Annotated in this window: 19 protein-coding genes; 16 read left to right on the top strand and 3 right to left on the bottom strand. The window is 57.6% G+C overall.

Going from position 1 to position 19634, the window contains the following annotated elements:
• The first annotated feature begins 56 nt into the window (after positions 1-56).
• From ES815_RS11115 to ubiA, 4 genes are all read left to right on the top strand, one after another.
• Positions 57-1370, top strand: a complete 1314-nt coding sequence (locus ES815_RS11115) for a maltoporin (protein ID WP_142490044.1) — start codon at positions 57-59, stop codon at positions 1368-1370.
• Between the two features lie 113 nt (positions 1371-1483).
• On the top strand, positions 1484-2446 hold the full coding sequence (gene malM, locus ES815_RS11120; protein ID WP_142487841.1) for a maltose operon protein MalM: 963 nt from the start codon (positions 1484-1486) through the stop codon (positions 2444-2446).
• Between the two features lie 181 nt (positions 2447-2627).
• The gene (gene ubiC, locus ES815_RS11125) at positions 2628-3125 is read left to right on the top strand and encodes a chorismate lyase (protein ID WP_142487842.1); all 498 of its coding nucleotides are present in this window, start codon (positions 2628-2630) and stop codon (positions 3123-3125) included.
• A 12-nt stretch (positions 3126-3137) separates the two neighbouring features.
• Positions 3138-4007, top strand: coding sequence for a 4-hydroxybenzoate octaprenyltransferase (ubiA, locus tag ES815_RS11130; protein ID WP_142487843.1), 870 nt, complete (start codon positions 3138-3140; stop codon positions 4005-4007).
• 88 nt (positions 4008-4095) lie between these two features.
• Here ubiA and plsB read toward each other — a convergent pair whose 3' ends face one another.
• Entirely contained in the window at positions 4096-6516 is a 2421-nt protein-coding gene (gene plsB, locus ES815_RS11135; RefSeq protein WP_142487844.1) for a glycerol-3-phosphate 1-O-acyltransferase PlsB, read from the bottom strand.
• A gap of 155 nt (positions 6517-6671) precedes the next feature.
• Between plsB and ES815_RS11140 the strand changes: the two genes are divergently transcribed.
• From ES815_RS11140 to ES815_RS11155, 4 genes are all read left to right on the top strand, one after another.
• Positions 6672-7040, top strand: a complete 369-nt coding sequence (locus tag ES815_RS11140) for a diacylglycerol kinase (RefSeq protein ID WP_142487845.1) — start codon at positions 6672-6674, stop codon at positions 7038-7040.
• A 109-nt stretch (positions 7041-7149) separates the two neighbouring features.
• A complete protein-coding gene (gene lexA, locus ES815_RS11145) occupies positions 7150-7758 on the top strand; it encodes a transcriptional repressor LexA (RefSeq protein WP_032615967.1) in 609 nt (202 codons plus the stop codon).
• A 63-nt stretch (positions 7759-7821) separates the two neighbouring features.
• Positions 7822-9141 (top strand): MATE family efflux transporter DinF, encoded by a 1320-nt coding sequence (gene dinF / locus ES815_RS11150; RefSeq protein ID WP_142487846.1) that lies wholly within the window; start codon positions 7822-7824, stop codon positions 9139-9141.
• 141 nt (positions 9142-9282) lie between these two features.
• A complete protein-coding gene (locus ES815_RS11155) occupies positions 9283-9492 on the top strand; it encodes a CsbD family protein (RefSeq protein WP_032615972.1) in 210 nt (69 codons plus the stop codon).
• Positions 9493-9561: 69 nt separating this feature from the next.
• On the opposite strand, the gene zur is transcribed toward ES815_RS11155, so the two are convergent.
• The gene (gene zur / locus ES815_RS11160; protein WP_032615974.1) at positions 9562-10077 is read right to left on the bottom strand and encodes a zinc uptake transcriptional repressor Zur; all 516 of its coding nucleotides are present in this window, start codon (positions 10075-10077) and stop codon (positions 9562-9564) included.
• 112 nt (positions 10078-10189) lie between these two features.
• Here zur and ES815_RS11165 point away from each other — a divergent pair, with 112 nt between their 5' ends.
• The 4 genes from ES815_RS11165 (at position 10190) to pspG (ending at position 13613) form a co-directional block, all read left to right on the top strand.
• The gene (locus tag ES815_RS11165; RefSeq protein WP_142487847.1) at positions 10190-10678 is read left to right on the top strand and encodes a cupin domain-containing protein; all 489 of its coding nucleotides are present in this window, start codon (positions 10190-10192) and stop codon (positions 10676-10678) included.
• A gap of 163 nt (positions 10679-10841) precedes the next feature.
• A complete protein-coding gene (locus ES815_RS11170; protein WP_142487848.1) occupies positions 10842-12152 on the top strand; it encodes a conjugal transfer protein TraF in 1311 nt (436 codons plus the stop codon).
• A gap of 80 nt (positions 12153-12232) precedes the next feature.
• Positions 12233-13228 carry a tRNA dihydrouridine(20/20a) synthase DusA gene (dusA, locus tag ES815_RS11175; RefSeq protein WP_142487849.1) on the top strand — a complete coding sequence of 332 codons (996 nt, stop codon included), beginning with the start codon at positions 12233-12235 and terminating at the stop codon, positions 13226-13228.
• A gap of 142 nt (positions 13229-13370) precedes the next feature.
• A complete protein-coding gene (gene pspG / locus ES815_RS11180) occupies positions 13371-13613 on the top strand; it encodes an envelope stress response protein PspG (RefSeq protein ID WP_142487850.1) in 243 nt (80 codons plus the stop codon).
• 183 nt (positions 13614-13796) lie between these two features.
• Here the strand turns inward: pspG and ES815_RS11185 are convergent, their stop codons facing one another.
• Positions 13797-14780, bottom strand: coding sequence for a quinone oxidoreductase (locus tag ES815_RS11185; protein WP_142487851.1), 984 nt, complete (start codon positions 14778-14780; stop codon positions 13797-13799).
• 71 nt (positions 14781-14851) lie between these two features.
• On the opposite strand from ES815_RS11185, the gene dnaB reads away from it, so the two are divergent.
• The 4 genes from dnaB (at position 14852) to aphA (ending at position 19622) form a co-directional block, all read left to right on the top strand.
• Positions 14852-16264, top strand: coding sequence for a replicative DNA helicase (gene dnaB, locus ES815_RS11190; RefSeq protein ID WP_032615986.1), 1413 nt, complete (start codon positions 14852-14854; stop codon positions 16262-16264).
• A gap of 31 nt (positions 16265-16295) precedes the next feature.
• Positions 16296-17375, top strand: coding sequence for an alanine racemase (gene alr / locus ES815_RS11195; protein ID WP_142487852.1), 1080 nt, complete (start codon positions 16296-16298; stop codon positions 17373-17375).
• A 145-nt stretch (positions 17376-17520) separates the two neighbouring features.
• Entirely contained in the window at positions 17521-18714 is a 1194-nt protein-coding gene (tyrB, locus tag ES815_RS11200; protein ID WP_142487853.1) for an aromatic amino acid transaminase, read from the top strand.
• Between the two features lie 194 nt (positions 18715-18908).
• A complete protein-coding gene (aphA, locus tag ES815_RS11205) occupies positions 18909-19622 on the top strand; it encodes an acid phosphatase AphA (protein WP_142487854.1) in 714 nt (237 codons plus the stop codon).
• The last annotated feature ends 12 nt before the right edge of the window (positions 19623-19634 follow it).

Genomic DNA, 19634 nt, shown 5'->3' on the forward strand with positions numbered 1-19634 from the left:
AGCACGAAACCATCAGGTGAAGTGTTCAAAGAAAAGCAATGATCTCAGGAGATAGAATAATGATTACTCTGCGCAAAGTCCCTCTGGCGGTCGCCATTGCGGCAGGCATCCTGTCTGCCCAGGCCGGCGCTGTAGACTTTAAAGGTTATGCTCGTTCTGGCATTGGCTGGACCGGGAGTGGTGGCGAACAGCAGTGTTTCCAGGCAACAGGTGCACAAAGTAAATACCGTCTTGGTAACGAATGTGAAACCTATGCTGAATTGAAACTTGGCCAGGAAGTGTGGAAAGAGGGCGACAAGAGCTTCTACTTCGACACCAACGTAGCGTATTCCGTTTCTCAGCGTAATGACTGGGAAGCCACCGATCCGGCATTCCGTGAAGCAAACGTGCAGGGTAAAAACCTGATCGAATGGCTGCCAGGCTCCACTATCTGGGCCGGTAAGCGCTTCTATCAGCGTCATGACGTTCACATGATCGACTTCTACTACTGGGATATTTCAGGTCCTGGTGCCGGTATCGAAAACATCGATCTGGGCTTCGGTAAACTGTCTATGGCAGCGACCCGTTCATCTGAATCCGGCGGCTCTTCCGCGTTCGCAGATTTCGATGCAAACGGCGACCGTATTTACGACAACGTTGTACCAAACGACGTCTTCGATATCCGTTTAGCCGGTATGGAAATCAACCCAGGCGGTACCCTGGAGCTGGGCGTTGACTACGGTCACACCAACATTCCTGACGACTACTATCTGCAGCCTGGCGCCTCTAAAGATGGCTGGATGTTCACCGCTGAACATACCCAGAGCATGATGAAAGGCTTCAACAAGTTTGTGGTTCAGTACGCAACGGATTCCATGACCTCCAACGGTAAAGGTATTCCGCAGGGTGCAAGCCTGAACAACGACGGCTCCCTGATTCGCGTCATCGACCACGGTGCAATCACTCTGGCTGACCAATGGGATCTGATGTACGTCGGTATGTACCAGAACATCGACCTGGACAACAACAACGGTACCGAGTGGTGGACCGTCGGTGTTCGTCCGATGTTCAAATGGACGCCAATCATGTCCACCTTGCTGGAAGTTGGCTACGACAACGTTAAGTCTCAGAAAACTGACGACACCAACAGCCAGTACAAAATCACCCTGGCACAACAGTGGCAGGCAGGCGACAGCATCTGGTCTCGTCCGGCTATCCGTGTCTTCGCAACCTACGCCAAGTGGGATGAGAAATGGGGTTACGCAAACAACGGCGACACGAATGCAGGCTACACCTCTGGCGTAGCGTATAACGACACTTCTGCACGTACCTTCAGCCGTGGCGACAACGATGAGTGGACCTTCGGTGCCCAGATGGAAATCTGGTGGTAATACGTAGTATCTGATGTATTGACCTGAAAGAGGGGCGCAAGCCCCTCTTTTCATAGAGTTCTGCGCGCTATTGCCTGGCCACCGCAGTGCTTATGCTATCTGAGGTAAAAACAATGAAAATGAAGAAAAGTCTCGTCGCGCTGTGCCTCTCCGCAGGGTTGTTGGCAGGTGCTCCAGCCATCACGCTCGCCAACGTTAATTTTGTACCGCAAAACACCAGCGCCGCGCCTGCTGTCCCGGCTGCCGCGCTGCAACAGTTAGTCTGGACGCCTGTCGATCAGTCCAAAGCCCAGACCACCCAGCTTTCAACCGGCGGCCAGTCCTTAAATGTGGCGGGCATCACCGGCCCGGTGGCAGCCTACAGCGTGCCGGCTAATATTGGTGAAATCACGCTTACGCTGACCAGTGAAGTGAACAAACAAACCAGCGTATTCGCACCGAACGTGCTGATACTGGATCAGAACCTGACGCCATCGGCCTACTTCCCAAGCGAATACTTCACCTATCAGGAGCCGGGCGTCATGAGCGCCGACCGCCTGGAAGGGGTCATGCGCCTGACGCCTGCGCTGGGCCAGCAAAAACTCTATGTGCTGGTGTTTACCACCGATAGCGATCTGCAAAAAACCACCAAGCTTATCAACCCGGCAAAAGCCTATGCCAAAGGCACCGGCAATGCCGTACCGGATATTCCGGACCCGCTTGCCCGTCACGTCACTGATGGTGAGCTGAAGCTGAAAGTCTCCACCAACAGCGCCTCCAGCGTGCTGGTCGGCCCACTGTTTGGCTCCTCCGGCCCGGGCCCGGTCACCGTGGGTAACACCGCAGCACCTGCCCCGGTCTATGCCGCGCCAGCCGCAGCACCTGCCACCGCTGCTGCCCCTGTCGCTGCCCCGGTCGCCGCGAAGAAGAGCGAGCCGGTGCTTAACGACACCGAAACCTACTTCAATCAGGCCATTAAACAGGCAGTAGATAAAGGCGATGTCGACAAGGCGCTGAAACTCCTTGATGAAGCCGAGCGTTTAGGCTCGACCACTGCCCGTTCCACCTTTATCAGCAGTGTAAAAGGCAAGGGGTGACCGTCTCCCCACAGTGCTGATTTTGTCAGTAGTTTGGTGCGCCCTTGCGGGCGCACTTTTTTTGCGATCTCTGCCGCTGTTGCACCTCTGTTGCGATAATGTTCGCTAGTTCACGTTTGCCCGCCCCCATTCCACGTTTCTGCGATACAATAGCTTCACGTTATGTATCGGAGAGTCTGGCATGTCACACCCCGCGCTTTTGCTCCTGCGCGCGCTGCGTTATTTTGACGAAATACCTGCGCTGGAACCGGAGCAGCTCGACTGGCTGCTGCTGGAAGATTCCATGACCAAACGTTTTGAGCAGCAGGGCAAAAAGGTTACCGTCACCCTCATTCAGGAGGGATTTGTCACGCCTGATGCGGTAGCGGACGAACTGCCATTACTGCCGAAAGAGGCACGCTACTGGCTGCGGGAGATCCTGCTCTGTGCCGACGGCGAGCCGTGGCTGGCCGGACGCACCGTGGTGCCTGAATCCACCCTCACCGGACCGGAGCTGGCGCTGCAGCAGATGGGCAAAACCCCGCTGGGCCGCTATCTGTTTACCTCCTCCGAGCTTACCCGAGATTTTATTGAGATTGGTCGCGATGCCGGGCTGTTGGGACGTCGTTCCCGCCTGCGCTTAAGTGGTAAACCCCTGATGCTGACCGAGCTGTTTTTACCGGCGTCGCCGTTGTACTAAGAGGAAGAGAAAATGGAGTGGAGTCTGACGCAGAACAAGCTGCTGGCGTACCACCGCCTGATGCGAACCGACAAGCCGATTGGTGCGCTGCTGCTGCTGTGGCCGACCCTGTGGGCGCTGTGGGTGGCGACCCCCGGGCTGCCGCCGCTGTGGATCCTGGCGGTGTTTGTGGCGGGCGTCTGGTTAATGCGCGCGGCAGGCTGTGTCGTCAACGACTATGCCGACCGTAAGTTTGACGGCCATGTGAAACGCACCGCTAAACGTCCGCTACCGAGCGGCGATGTCACCGAGAAAGAGGCGCGCGCGCTGTTTGTAGTGCTGGTCCTGCTCTCGTTCCTGCTGGTGCTGACCCTGAATACCATGACCATTCTGCTCTCCGTAGCAGCGCTGGCCCTGGCCTGGGTCTATCCGTTTATGAAGCGCTACACCCATCTGCCGCAGGTGGTGCTGGGTGCCGCCTTTGGCTGGTCGATCCCGATGGCGTTTGCCGCCGTCAGCGAAAGCGTGCCCCTGAGCTGCTGGCTGATGTTCCTGGCCAACATCCTCTGGGCGGTGGCCTACGATACCCAGTACGCGATGGTCGATCGGGACGATGACCTGAAGATCGGCATCAAATCCACCGCCATTCTGTTTGGGCGTCAGGACAAGCTGATCATCGGGATTCTGCAGGTCGCGGTGCTGGGGCTGATGGTGGCGATTGGTTATCTGAACCAGCTGAACGGGGTCTTTTACGCGGCGGTCGCGGCGGCAGGGGTGCTGTTTATCTACCAGCAAAAGCTTATCGCCAACCGCGAGCGCGACGCCTGTTTTAAAGCGTTTCTGAACAATAACTATGTGGGGCTGGTGTTGTTTTTAGGCCTGGCGGTGAGTTACTGGGCATAAAAAAAGCCGGGTGGCGGCTTCGCCTTACCCGGCTTACGATCTGGCAAACCCTGTAGGCCCGGTAAGCGTTAGCGCCACCGGGCGTTTTTTATTCTCCCTGCGTCGCGCTCTCAATCGTTAAGCGCACGTCCGAGGTAATCAGGTCCGCCAGCATCTGGTACACCTTCATCGTCTCTTCCGGCTCGGCATCACCACTGTCACTGATGTAGCCCTCGTCACGCAGCGTCAACACCAGCGAACTGAAGACCGCTTTATCGAAGAACTCCGGCGCGTTGATGCCGTGCAGCATCGACAGACGCTGTGCCAGCGTGCGGCTCTCTTTCTCCAGCGTCCCGCGGTTGATCGACGGGTTGGCGCTCAGCAGCCAGAAGGTAATGGCATAACGCTGCACGGTTTCGCGTGCGCCCGCCGCTAGCAGCTGCAGCGTGCGTGCCCGGGACGGGTTGATCAGCAGAAGGTCATCTTTCTGCGAAATCAGTCCCTGGCGGGTCAGCTCTTCAATCTGCTTATCCAGCACCTCTGCCAGCTCGTCGTTTTCCCAGCGCAGGAACAGCTCGGCTTTCAGCATCGGGTAGAGGGCGGTGACATGCTCCAGCAGCGCCTGACGGGTGATCTGGCGATGCTGGGTGATGATGGCCGCCATCAGCGACGGCAGCATCAGCATATGCGCAATGTTGTTGCGGTAGTAGGTCATCAGTACCGCCTGCTCGCGCGGCAGAATGATGATATCGCCGATGGTGTCCTTCTCGACCTCAAACTTGTTCATCTGCAGCGCGTGCTCGATCAGCTCGCTGGCGCTGGCGGTCGGCACCGTGGCATCTGCCGCGTACGGCACGTTGCGCATCAGGTTCAGGTAGCAGTCGAGCTGCTCGGTCAGCTGTTCACGGGTGAGCGAGCGCTGGCGAGAGGCCAGCAGAGCGGTACAACACAGGTTCATGGCGTTGGCCGCCCCGGCGTTGTTAATACGTACCATCAGATCGGCGGCTATGGCGTTCACCGTTGGCGTCAGCCAGGCCGGACGCACCGCTTCGATCGGATCGATGGACTCGCGCCACTCCGGCACACGGTGATTGAGATAAGTCATCAACGGCATAGGTTCGCCGAAGTTAACATATCCCTGACCAAGATTGCGCAGCTTGCTCAGGCCGCGCAGCATCTGCAGCAGGCTCTCTTTCTCTTTGGTGGCGCCGCGCAGCTCTTTGGCGTAAGTACCCACTTCCATCACGTGCTCGTAACCGATGTAAATCGGCACCAGAGTGATTGGACGCGTACCGCCACGCAGCATCGCCTGAATGGTCATCGACAGGGTGCCGGTCTTCGGATCGAGCAGACGCCCGGTACGGGAACGGCCGCCTTCCACGAAATATTCCACAGAGTAGCCGCGGCTGAACAGCTCGCCCAGATACTCACGGAACACGGTAGAGTAGAGCTTATTGCCCTTAAAGGTACGGCGAATGAAGAACGCACCCAGACGGCGGAAGATCGGGCCAGCCGGCCAGAAGTTGAGGTTGATACCCGCAGCGATGTGCGGCGGCACCAGCCCCTGGTGATAGAGCACATACGAGAGCAGCAGATAGTCCATGTGGCTGCGGTGGCAGGGCACATAAACAATCTCATGGCCGTCGTGGGCCAGCTGGCGCACACGCTCGGCGTTGTGCACGTTGATCCCCTGATAGAGACGGTTCCAGGTAAAGCTCAGGATACGGTCGCTAAGGCGGATCATCTCGTAGGAGAAGTTGGCCGCAATCTCTTCCATCAGGGCGATGGCGTTTTGCTGCGCCTTCTCGTGGGAGATTTTTTTGCTGCGCGCTTCGTCTTCGACGGCGCGGGCGATCGCTTTCGAGGCCAGCAGCTTGTTAAACAGATCCTGACGTGCCGGCAGGCGTGGGCCTACCGCGGCCAGACGCTGACGGGCAAAGTGCATGCGCGCCACGCGGGCCAGCTTCTGGGCGATGGTCTTATCCGTACCGTGCTCATCGGCCATGCGGCGCAGTGAGACTGACGGCGAGAAACGGACAAAGCTGTCGCGGCCGAGCCAGTTAACGGCGAAAAATTTCTGCACCCCGTTAAGCATGCGCAACGGCGGATTTTCTTCGCCTTTATCACGCCCCGGACGACGGCCAAACATGACCGATACGGGCACCATCTGCACGTCCAGCAGCGGGTTACTGCGGTGCAGGTCGAGGTAGTCATGGAACAGCTTGATCGACTCTTCTTTCGGCGTGTACCAGGTGAACACACGAGGGCCACCGTGAATAAAGATGTAGCGCGGCAGCTGAGTGCCGTCGATCTCCAGCGGCTCCAGCGGATCGGGAAGATCGTGCGCCAGGCATTGGGCGCGCAGCGTCAGCAAGTCGGCCTTCGAGTTATAAGGCAAAACGTACATAATAGGACGCGAGGTATCGAGTCCCAACTCCAGCGTGGGAACCGCCGGAATAGACTTGCTTTTTACCAGGACGCTTAATGGTAAATTAAGTAATTTGTAGTAAATTCGTGGCCAGCCAGACATAAACGATGTAAAGCCTCTGGTTAAAAATGCAATTGCGGCGCAAGGATAACAGAAAGCGCGCAAAATTTCTGTTGTTACCCGTCATACTTCCGGTGGCTGCGCCAGGCGCTTAAACCACCGTTTCTGACGCTATTTTCGAAGAAAGGTTTCTTTTAATGGCCAATAATACCACTGGGTTAACCCGAATCATTAAAGCTGCCGGCTATTCATGGAAAGGCATCCGTGCTGCCTGGATCAATGAAGCCGCATTTCGCCAGGAGGGGGTTGCTGTCGTCGCGGCGATTATTATTGCCTGCTGGCTGGATGTTGATCCCATCACTCGCGTATTACTGATTGGCTCGGTGATGTTGGTGATGATAGTCGAAATTTTGAACAGTGCGATCGAGGCGGTGGTCGACCGTATCGGCACTGACTTTCACGAGCTCTCGGGCCGGGCAAAAGATATGGGTTCTGCCGCGGTGCTGATGGCGATTATCGTTGCGTTGTTTACCTGGGTCACGCTGCTTTGGGGACATTTACGATAAGCCTTCAGAAACCGAACAAGTCTCTGGTTTTTTATGCGGTTTGTGGTTCCAAAATCACCTTTAGCTGTATATACTCACAGCATAACTGTATATACACCCAGGGGGCGGAATGAAAGCGTTAACGACCAGGCAGCAAGAGGTGTTTGATCTCATTCGGGATCATATCGGCCAGACGGGTATGCCGCCGACGCGTGCAGAAATCGCGCAGCGTCTGGGCTTCCGTTCTCCAAATGCCGCCGAAGAGCACCTTAAGGCACTGGCGCGTAAGGGTGTGCTTGAGATTGTCTCCGGAGCGTCTCGCGGTATTCGCCTGCTGGTTGAAGCCGAAGAGGGCCTTCCGCTCGTCGGCCGCGTCGCCGCCGGGGAACCGCTGCTGGCGCAGCAGCACATTGAAGGCCACTATCAGGTCGATCCGGGCATGTTTAAACCGAGCGCAGACTTTCTGCTCCGCGTAAGCGGTATGTCGATGAAAGACATCGGTATTCTGGATGGCGATCTGCTGGCAGTACACAAAACGCAGGACGTGCGTAACGGTCAGGTGGTTGTGGCGCGTATCGATGATGAAGTCACCGTTAAGCGACTGAAAAAGCAGGGCAACACCGTGCAGCTGCTGCCGGAAAACAGCGAGTTTTCCCCGATTGTTGTCGACCTGCGTGAAAATAACTTCTCCATCGAAGGTCTTGCGGTTGGCGTCATCCGCAACGGTGAGTGGTTATAACGCCTTTCTGACAGACTGCGACCCTGTCGCAGTCTGCTTTTCTTGCCTCCGGCGAACATTTTCATGTCTCTCCTGACTGCTTCAGACAAGGCGTTGTGGCGTCTTGCACTTCCTATGATCGTCTCCAATATCAGCGTCCCTCTGCTCGGGCTGGTGGATACGGCTGTCATTGGTCATCTCGATTCGCCCGTCTATCTGGGCGGTGTCGCCATCGGCGCGACGGCAACCAGCTTCCTGTTTATGCTGCTGCTCTTTTTGCGCATGAGTACCACCGGGCTTACTGCCCAGGCCTATGGCGCGAAGGATCCGCAGCGTCTGGCCCGCGCGCTGGTGCAGCCGCTGATCCTGGCCCTCGGTGCCGGTCTGCTGATTGTGCTGTTGCGCACACCGCTCATCGATCTGGCGCTGCATATCGTTGGCGGCAGCGAGGCCGTTCTTCATCAGGCGAGGCGCTTCCTTGAGATCCGCTGGCTCAGCGCCCCGGCATCGCTGGCTAACCTGGTGCTGCTCGGCTGGCTGCTGGGGGTGCAGTATGCCCGGGCGCCGGTGATCCTGCTGGTAGTGGGGAACCTGCTCAACATCGTGCTGGATCTTTGGCTGGTGATGGGCCTGCAGATGAACGTGCAGGGGGCTGCGCTGGCGACCGCTATCGCAGAGTACGCCACCCTGCTGATCGGCTTATGGATGGTCTGGCGGGTGCTGGCCCTGCGCGGTATTTCGCTGGCGCTGCTGAAAGCGAGCTGGCGGGGCAACATCCGCAAACTGCTGGCCCTCAATCGCGACATCATGCTGCGCTCGCTGCTGCTGCAACTCTGTTTCGGGGCGCTGACGGTAATGGGCGCGCGGCTGGGGCCGGAGATTATCGCCGTCAACGCCGTGCTGATGACCCTGCTGACCTTTACCGCCTACGCGCTGGATGGCTTCGCCTACGCGGTTGAGGCCCACTCCGGGCAGGCCTATGGCGCACGGGAAAGCGGCCAGCTGCGGGAAGTGTGGCGGGCGGCCTGCCGTCAGTCCGGCCTGGTGGCGCTCGCCTTCGCGCTCGTCTATGCCCTGGCAGGCGATCGGATCATTGCCCTGCTAACTTCGCTGCCCGAACTGCGCGCGCTGGCGAGCCACTATCTTATCTGGCAGGTGGTTTTACCGGTGGTGGGCGTCTGGTGCTATTTGCTGGATGGGATGTTTATCGGCGCAACCCGCGGCGCAGAGATGCGCAACAGCATGGCCGTAGCGGCCGCCGGCTTTGGCCTGACGCTGTTCACCCTGCCGTGGCTGGGCAATCATGGCCTGTGGCTGGCTCTGTGCGTGTTTCTTGCCCTGCGGGGGCTCTCTCTGGCCTGGATCTGGCACCGGCACTGGCGCAACGGCAGCTGGTTTTCATAGCGGCTTCACCCGACTGAATGGTAAAAGATTCCGAATAACAAACCCAACGCCGCAGGCTTATCTATAATTATTATCACGTCCAGCACGAAACGTATTTCAGGACGAACTTAACCTTAACGACCGAACGAAGAGGAATCGATGATGAATAAAGACCAAGTCGGCGGTAACTGGAAGCAATTTAAAGGTAAAGTGAAAGAACAGTGGGGCGACCTGACTGATGACGATATGACCGTCATTGAAGGTAAACGTGACCAGCTGGTGGGTAAAATTCAGGAACGCTATGGTTATGAGAAAGACCAGGCGGAGAAAGAGGTTGGTGACTGGGAAACCCGTAACAACTATCGCTGGTAATTAACCTATACCCGCAGGTACACGGATGTACGCCCAGGGCGACCTTTCAGGTCGCCCCTTTTTTTGCCCTCAGCGCGGCTTTTTCTTCAGCTGGATGGAGTGATCGTGCTGACAATCCTCCTGATGGCGACAGGCTTCCACTTCAACGCAGTTGCGGCACAGACCGTGTGCTTCAATCACGTTGTGGCGCAGGGCAAAGCCCATCTTCGCGGCCAGAGTGTGCATGATATCTTCCACCCCTTCAGCGCCTTCTTCCTTCACGCTGCCACAGCGGTCGCAGATAAACATCGCTGAGGTGTGGGTCGGCTGATCGAACAGATGGCACAGCACGTAGCTGTTGGTTGACTCCACTTTATGCACAAAGCCCTGCTCGAGTAAAAAATCGAGCGCCCGATAGACGGTGGGCGGCTTGGCCTGAGGCTCGCTCTCGCGCAGCAGGTCGAGCAGATCGTAGGCGCTGATGGCCCCGTTTTGCAGGCTCAGCAGACGCAACACTTCAAGGCGCTGCGGAGTCAGGCGCACATTGCGTTGCGCGCACAGCTTTTCGGCTTGCGCTAACAGTGCCTGCATTGTGGTCGTTTCCATTTTGCACCTCGAATGACGTGGAATAACAAACCGCCAGTTTACCATGTTCTGACCTAAACGCCGAGATCCACCGGGTGTGCTACCCTGACGAAAAACCACTGGGGGTGAAAAGATGAAAAGACCGGACTGCATTCGACACTGGCGTGAAGTAGAAGGCGCCGACAACTCGACCTATCCCGACAGCACAGAACGTTTCTCCATTGGCGCGCCGCTGGCCCGTGCGCTGGGGCTGGGCCGCCTCGGTATCCATCATGAGCGCCTCCCGCCAGGGCGCCGTACTTCGTACCCGCATGCCGAAAGCGATGAAGAGGAGTTCATCTTTGTGCTCGAGGGTTATCCCGAAGCCTGGATAAACGGTTATTTATGGAAACTGGAGCCAGGAGACAGCGTCGGTTTTCCTGCCGGGACGGGCGTCTGCCACACCTTTATTAATAATACCAGTGTAGAAGTGCGGTTATTAGTGGTGGGAGAGGCGAATAAAAAACATAACCGAATTTATTATCCGCTGAATGCGGTATATGCCGCCACGCGTGAAGATCGCTGGATCGATCATCCCCCGCAATTTTTTGGTCCTCATGACGGAAAACCAGGGCAAAAGTAATTTCTTGTTCTATACATATTAAAGAAATAAGGAAATCAATAACTTAATCTAATACTAAAGTTTAGATAAATTCGGCTCCTCATACTTTTTTCACAAAGGACGTATGCCCCTGCGCGGTATTTAGCCGCCGGGGTTTATTCACCCAAAATAAGTCAGGTGTCCTGTGAAAATAAAACTCAAACTTTCTGTGGCGGGAATTGCCACCGGTATTCTTTTGGCTAATCAGGCTGGAGCAGCAAATACCTGGACGGAAGCACGCGGCGATGCAATGGGTGGAACGGGCGTTGCGTCGGCGCATTATAGCAGCGGGGTGCTGATCAACCCGGCCCTGCTGGCAAAATCCAAAGCAGAAGACGACGTCGCCATTATATTCCCCTCGGTGGGGGCGCAGATCAGCGATAAAGACAATCTGCAGGACAAGATCGATGAGATCAGCGATGAGATCAGGGCCGATCGGGAGATGATCGACGATCTGACCGTGGCGCGGATCCTGGCCGATCCGCAGGGAACGCTCAGTGAGCTTCAGGGGGCCGCGGGCAATCTGGCCGATCAGCTGGAGTTCCTCGAAGGAAAAACCGCCCACGGCAACGCGGGGGCAGGGATAGCCGTCAGCATTCCGGGTTCGGGGCTGTCGCTGGCGTTTGTCGCTAAGGCCAATGCTCACGCGCGCATCAGCTCGGAGATCGATCAGCAGGACATTGCATTCCTGCGCAGATTGCAGGGCAACGCAGGCATGACAAACCAGATGGCGCTGGGGGCAGCGCGAAACGGCAGCGACGTGATTACCCGCAACCTGAATTCCGTCGCCATGGGCAGGGCGGCGATCGTTTCCGACTACGGCGTGGCGGTTGCCCGCCAGTTTGATTTCAACGGCCTGCCGGTCTCGGTCGGCGTGACGCCAAAACTGCAGCAAACCTGGCTCTACAACTACACCACCTCCATCTATACCTACGACAGCAGCGATTTTAACAGCAGCCGTAACCGCAATGACGATACCAGTTTTAACGTCGATGTCGGCGTCGCGGTCGACTTCGGTGAAAACTGGACGGTCGGCCTGAGCGGGCAGAACCTGTTCTCACGGGATATTGATACCAACGATATTCGCATTCTCAATGGGCGTACCGGGCAGGAGGTGAGCTATCAGGACACGTACCAGATCCGCCCTCTGGTCACGGCAGGGGTGGCCTGGCATACCGGCCTGCTCACCCTCAGCGCCGATGGCGATCTGACCAAAACCCGGGGCTTCAGGAGTGAAGAAGACTCGCAGTATGTCGGGGTGGGGGCAGAAGTGTCCCTGCTGGGCTGGCTGGCGGTGCGCGGCGGCTTTCGCGGGGACGTGAAGGGCAACGACAGTAACGTCTTCACCGGCGGCTTTGGCTTTGCCCCCTTCAATACCGTGCATATCGATTTAACCGGCATTTACGGCGAGGATGAAACCTGGGGTGCCGGGGCGCAATTCAGCGTCACCTTCTGACGGGATCCGGAGGCGCTCTGCCTCCGGCGAATATGTGCTATAGTAGCGCCCCATTTTCAGCAGATGCTTAAAACTTCGCCATGTCGTCAGAAAACTCGTCCCTCTATCCTGCTCACCGTTTTTCCATCGCGCCGATGCTCGACTGGACAGACAGACACTGCCGCTACTTCCTGCGCCAGCTGTCGCGTCATACCCTGCTCTATACCGAGATGGTGACCACCGGGGCGATTATTCATGGCAAGGGCGACTATCTCGCCTTCAGCGAAGAGGAGCATCCGGTGGCGTTGCAGCTTGGCGGCAGCGATCCGGCCGCGCTGGCGCGCTGTGCGAAGCTGGCAGAGGAACGCGGTTACGACGAGATTAACCTCAACGTCGGCTGCCCGTCCGATCGCGTCCAGAACGGCATGTTTGGCGCCTGTCTGATGGGTAATGCGCAGCTGGTGGCCGACTGCGTGAAAGCGATGCGCGATGTGGTCTCCATTCCGGTGACGGTCAAAACCCGTATCGGCATCGACGAGCAGGACAGCTACGAATTTCTCTGTGACTTCATCGGCACGGTGGCCGGCAAGGGCGAGTGCGAGATGTTTATCATCCATGCCCGCAAAGCCTGGCTCTCTGGCCTGAGTCCGAAAGAGAACCGTGAGATCCCGCCGCTGGATTACCCACGCGTTTATCAGTTGAAGCGCGATTTCCCGCAGCTGACCATGTCGATCAACGGCGGCATCAAGTCTCTTGACGAGGCGAAAGCGCATTTACAGCATATGGACGGCGTCATGGTAGGGCGCGAGGCGTACCAGAACCCGGGCGTGCTGGCAGCGGTGGACCGCGAAATCTTTGGTATGGACGCCGCCGATCGCGATCCGGTGGCGGTGGTGCGGGCGATGTACCCCTACATTGAGCGCGAGCTAAGCAATGGTACTTATCTGGGCCATGTGACCCGCCACATGCTGGGTCTGTTCCAGGGGATCCCGGGCGCGCGCCAGTGGCGCCGCTACCTGAGTGAAAACGCCCATAAGGCGGGCGCCGATATCGAGGTGCTAGAGCAGGCGCTGCGTCTGGTGGCAGACAAGCGATAATTTTCACTAAAAGTTCGTCAAATTCACCACGCCCGGCGCAGCATTGCCGGGCGTTTTCTTTTTATATCAATGTGTTAATTTTTGGCACGGATCTTGTAATGGCGATAGCAGCGTATCGTTGTGATGCATTCGGGAGAGAGCCATGCTGGAACTACTTTTTGTGATTGGATTTTTTGTCATGCTGTTAGTCACCGGCGTCTCACTGCTGGGTATTGTTGCCGCACTGGTGGTCGCTACCGTGGTGATGTTTATCGGCGGACTGTTTGCCCTGATGCTGAAACTGCTGCCGTGGTTGCTGCTGGCCGTGGCGGTGGTGTGGGCGATACGGGCGATTAAATCGCCAAAAATCCCACGCTATCAGCGCAATAACCGCTTTCGTTACTAAGGTATTGAGTGGTTCGTCACATCCTTGCAACTTTTACGGCAGCATTGCTTAGAACAGAATAGGATTTAGTTATCGAATCTGTCACTATTGCCGCCGTTAAAGAATTCATCGCGCTGTACCCTACATACAGCCGAACTAAAAAAAGAAAAGAAAAGGGCTTCCTACGGGAAGCCCAATTTCTTTTTAGGGGATCAGTAAACTTGACCCCTGTGTCGCCCGGCTCTCCAGTACCTCATGCGCACGCTGCGCGTCACTCAGCGGATACTTCTGCGCCTCTGCCACATCCACCTTAATCACGCCGCTGGCAATCAACGAGAACAGCTCGTTGCTGGCCTCAACCAGTTCGTCACGATTCGTGATGTAGCCCTGTAGCGAAGGGCGGGTGGCGAACAGCGAACCTTTCTGGTTAAGAATACCCAGATTGACGCCGGTCACCGGGCCGGAGGCGTTGCCGAAGCTGACCATCAGGCCGCGGCGTTGCAGACAGTCCAGCGAGGCTTCCCAGGTATCTTTGCCCACCGAGTCATAGACCACGCGCACCTTTTTACCGCCGGTGATCTCTTTCACCCGCTCGACGATGCTCTCTTCGCGATAGTTGATCACCTGCCAGGCGCCGGCCTGCAGCGCGCGCTGCGCCTTTTGCGCATTGCCGACGGTGCCGATCAGCTTGGCCCCCAGCGCTTTTGCCCACTGGCAGGCAATCAGCCCGACGCCGCCTGCGGCTGCGTGGAACAGAAACTGTTCGTCAGGTTTGATCTCATAGGTTTTGCGTAACAGATAAAAGACCGTCAGCCCTTTCAGGAAGGAGGCGGCGGCCTGCTCAAAGGAGATGGCATCCGGCAGAATGGCGGCTTTATCCGCCGGGACGTTGTGGACCGAGCTGTAGGCGCCGAGGGCGGATTGCGCATACACCACGCGGTCGCCCTCCTTTATATGCTTAACGGCGCTGCCCACTTTGACCACCACTCCGGCCGCCTCGGTGCCCAGCCCGCTTGGCAGGGCCGGGGGCGGATAGAGGCCGCCGCGGATATAGGTATCGATATAGTTAATGCCAATGGCTTTGTTTTCCACCTGGACTTCGTTATCGCCAGGCGCGGTGGGGGTAAACTCTACCGCCCTGAGAACGTCCGGGCCGCCGTGCTTATGAAATTCAATACGCGTTGCCATGCTCCCTCCATTAGACTTAGAAAATATGGTAATCTTTCGACCCACTCTCTATCTCGGTAACTCCATTCACTATGGCAGGAAACAAACCCTTCAACAAACAGACTGAGCCCCGCGAGCGCGATCCGCAGTTAGCCGGGTTAAAGGTCCCGCCGCACTCGATTGAAGCGGAACAGTCGGTGTTGGGCGGTTTAATGCTGGATAACGAGCGCTGGGACGACGTTGCCGAGCGCGTCGTCACCGACGATTTCTATACCCGCCCGCACCGCCATATCTTTACCGAGATGGCGCGTCTGCAGGAATCTGGTAGCCCCATCGACCTGATCACGCTCGCGGAATCGCTGGAGCGTCAGGGGCAGCTGGAGTCGGTGGGTGGCTTCGCCTATCTGGCTGAGTTATCGAAAAACACACCAAGTGCGGCGAACATCAGCGCTTATGCCGATATCGTGCGTGAACGTGCGGTAGTGCGCGACATGATCTCCGTCGCCAACGAGATCGCCGAAGCCGGTTTCGACCCCCAGGGGCGTAACAGCGACGAGCTACTCGATCTGGCCGAGTCGCGGGTCTTCAAAATCGCTGAAAGCCGCGCCAATAAAGACGAAGGGCCGAAAAACATCGCCGAGGTGCTGGATGCCACCGTCTCGCGTATTGAGCAGCTGTTCCAGCAGCCGCATGACGGGGTCACCGGGGTCAATACCGGCTATGACGATCTGAACAAAAAGACCGCCGGGCTCCAGCCGTCGGATCTGATTATCGTCGCCGCGCGTCCGTCGATGGGTAAAACCACCTTTGCAATGAACCTCGTCGAAAATGCGGCGATGTTGCAGGATAAACCGGTTTTAATCTTTAGTCTGGAGATGCCCTCCGAGCAGATCATGATGCGTTCTCTGGCCTCGCTGTCGCGCGTGGACCAGACCCGCATTCGTACCGGCCAGCTCGACGACGAGGACTGGGCGCGGATCTCCGGCACCATGGGCATCCTGCTGGAAAAACGAAACATCTATATCGATGACTCCTCCGGCCTGACGCCGACGGAAGTGCGCTCCCGCGCGCGCCGTATCGCCCGCGAGCATGGCGGCATCGGGCTGATCATGATTGACTACCTCCAGCTGATGCGCGTTCCGTCGCTCTCGGACAACCGTACCCTGGAAATTGCCGAAATCTCCCGCTCGCTGAAAGCGCTGGCGAAAGAGCTACAGGTACCGGTAGTGGCGCTGTCGCAGCTTAACCGCTCCCTGGAACAGCGCGCCGACAAGCGTCCGGTCAACTCCGACCTGCGTGAATCCGGCTCCATCGAGCAGGATGCCGACCTGATCATGTTCATTTACCGTGATGAGGTCTATCACGAGAACAGCGACCTGAAAGGGATCGCCGAAATTATTATCGGTAAGCAGCGTAACGGCCCGATCGGTACGGTGCGGCTGACCTTTAACGGCCAGTGGTCGCGCTTTGATAATTATGCGGGACCGCAATACGACGATGAATAACTCTCCGACATTCTTTTAACAAGGAATTGCAATGCAAGCGGCAACTGTAGTCATTAACCGCCGCGCTCTGCGACACAACCTGCAACGCCTGCGTGAACTGGCGCCCGCCAGCAAACTGGTTGCAGTCGTGAAAGCGAACGCTTACGGACACGGTCTGATCGAGACCGCGCGAACGCTCCCCGATGCCGACGCCTTTGGCGTCGCCCGTCTCGAAGAAGCCCTGCGCCTGCGCGAAGGGGGGATCACCCAGCCGATCCTGCTACTCGAGGGCTTCTTTAACGCCACCGACCTGCCGACCATCGCCGCAAAACGGCTGCATACCGCGGTGCACAACCTGGAGCAGCTCGAGGCGCTGGAGAGCGCGGTACTCAGCGAGCCTGTCACCGTCTGGATGAAGCTCGACACCGGCATGCACCGTCTGGGCATTCGCCCGGAGCAGGCAGAGGCCTTTTATCAGCGCTTAAGCCAGTGCCAGAACGTTCACCAGCCGGTCAATATCGTCAGCCATTTTGCCCGGGCCGACGAGCCCGAATGCGGTGCGACCGAGCAGCAGCTCGATATCTTCAATACCTTCTGCGAAGGCAAGCCAGGGATGCGCTCGATTGCGGCCTCCGGCGGCATTCTGCTGTGGCCGCAGTCCCATTTCGACTGGGCACGTCCGGGCATTATCCTCTACGGCGTCTCGCCGCTGGAGGGTAAACCCTGGGGGCCAGACTTTGGTTTTCAGCCGGTGATGTCGCTCACCTCCAGCCTGATTGCGGTGCGCGAGCATAAAGCCGGGGAACCGGTGGGCTATGGCGGCACCTGGGTCAGCGAGCGCGATACCCGTCTGGGCGTGGTGGCGATGGGCTACGGCGACGGCTACCCGCGCGCCGCGCCGTCCGGTACGCCGGTGCTGGTGAACGGCCGCGAAGTGACCATCGTCGGACGCGTGGCGATGGACATGATCTGTATTGACCTCGGGCCCGAGGCGCAGGAGAAAGCGGGCGATCCGGTGACCCTTTGGGGCGAAGGGTTACTCGTAGAGCGGATCGCGGAAATCACAAAAGTGAGTGCTTACGAACTTATCACACGCCTGACGTCGCGGGTGGCGATGCACTACCTCGACTGACGGCTTTACTCCCTCTCCTGATGGGAGAGGGAGTAAAGCAGGTTCTGTTGCCCAACCCCCATCTTCCTTAACATCCTCTCGATCTTCTGCTGCTTCCGGTTTATTGTTGAATTCCCTGCCTCATTATTATCCGGAGAACCATCGCGTGTTCCAGAAAGTCGACGCCTATGCTGGCGACCCCATCCTCTCCTTAATGGAGCGTTTCAAAGAAGATCCCCGGGGCGATAAAGTTAACCTCAGTATCGGTCTGTACTACAACGAAGCAGGCATTATTCCGCAGCTGCAGGCGGTGGCCAAAGCCGAAGCGCGTCTTAATGCCACGCCGCACGGCGCGTCGCTCTATCTGCCGATGGAAGGGCTGAACAGCTATCGTCACACCATTGCTCCGCTGCTGTTTGGCGCAGAGCATCCGGTGCTGGTGGAAAAGCGCGTCGCCACTATCCAGACCCTGGGCGGCTCAGGCGCGCTGAAAGTCGGTGCCGACTTCCTGCACAAGTATTTCCCGGAATCCGGTGTCTGGGTGAGCGACCCGACCTGGGAAAACCACGTTGCCATCTTTGAAGGTGCCGGTTTCACGGTGCAAACCTACCCGTGGTTTGACGACCAGACCAACGGCGTGTGCGTTGGCGCGTTGCTGGAAAAACTGAGCACCCTGCCGGAACGCAGCATTGTGCTGCTGCACCCGTGCTGCCATAACCCGACCGGTGCCGATCTGACCAACGATCAGTGGGATGCGGTCATTGAAGTGCTGAAGGCCCGCAACCTGATCCCCTTCCTCGACATTGCCTATCAGGGCTTTGGTGCCGGGATGGAAGAGGACGCCTATGCCATTCGCGCCATCGCCAGCGCAGGCCTGCCGGCACTGGTCAGTAACTCCTTCTCCAAAATCTTCTCGCTGTATGGCGAGCGTGTCGGCGGCCTGTCGGTAGTCTGCGAGGATCAGGATGCTGCCGGACGCGTGCTCGGCCAGCTGAAAGCCACCGTGCGTCGCATCTACTCCAGCCCGCCAAACTTTGGCGCGCAGGTGGTGGCGACCGTGCTGGGCGATGATGAACTCAAGGCCGAGTGGCTGGCGGAAGTGGAAGCGATGCGTACCCGTATCCTTTCCATGCGTCAGACGCTGGTCGACGTGCTGAAAGAGGCGGTTCCGGGGCACAACTTCGACTACCTGCTACAGCAGCGCGGCATGTTCAGCTACACCGGCTTCAGCGCGCAGCAGGTGGATCGCCTGCGTGATGAGTTTGGCGTCTACCTGATTGCCAGCGGACGCATGTGCGTGGCGGGTCTGAACAGCAGCAACGTTCAGCGCGTGGCGCAGGCTTTTGCCGCTGTGATGTAAGCACTTACTCACGGTCTCCTTCCGTTGGCGAAGGGGGCCGGAATAGGTAAACCCCGCTTTGTGATACCCCTCTTTTTATTATGGTTTATATAAAGAATTCCCTTTCATTCCCCTCCGGCTACGGTTATTTTCGAGGTGGTTTTTGACCATCCGCTCAAAATAAAAAATAACGGTTTCAATATTCAGGGGAAAACATGCGCAAAATCACACTGGCGCTCAGCGCCGTCTGCTTATTGCTCCCGCTCAGCCACCCGGTGGTGGCGCGCCCCTCATCACCTCCACCGTTATACACCGGCACCACCACCGCCAGACTGGCCGAGCAGGCACCGATCCACTGGGTGTCTGTTGCCCAGATTGAAAACAGCCTGATGGGGCGTCCGCCCATGTCGGTGGGATTTGATATTGATGACACCGTGCTGTTCTCCAGCCCGGGCTTCTGGCGGGGTAAAAAAACCTGGTCACCGGACAGTGATGACTACCTGAAAAACCCGGCCTTCTGGCAGCAGATGAACAACGGCTGGGACGAGTTCAGCATTCCGAAAGAGGTGGCCCGCGCGCTGATTGCCATGCACGTCAAGCGTGGCGACAGGATCTGGTTTATTACCGGGCGTCATCCCACTAAAACCGAAACCGTCACCAAAACGTTGCAGGACGCTTTCCTGATCCCTGCCGCGGCCATGAATCCGGTCATTTTTGCCGGTGAGAAATCTGGCAGAAACAACAAAGCCCAGTGGATGGAGCAGAAGCAGATCAAGATTTACTACGGCGATGCGGACAACGACATAACTGCGGCTCGCGAGGCGGGTGCCAGAGGCATCCGGGTGCTGCGCGCCTCCAACTCGACGTACAAACCGCTCCCACAGGCGGGAGCGTTTGGCGAAGAGGTGATCGTCAATTCAGAATACTGAGTGTTCGGGCAG

The sequence above is a fragment of the Leclercia adecarboxylata genome, from assembly GCF_006874705.1.
Lineage (GTDB): Bacteria > Pseudomonadota > Gammaproteobacteria > Enterobacterales > Enterobacteriaceae > Enterobacter > Enterobacter adecarboxylatus_C.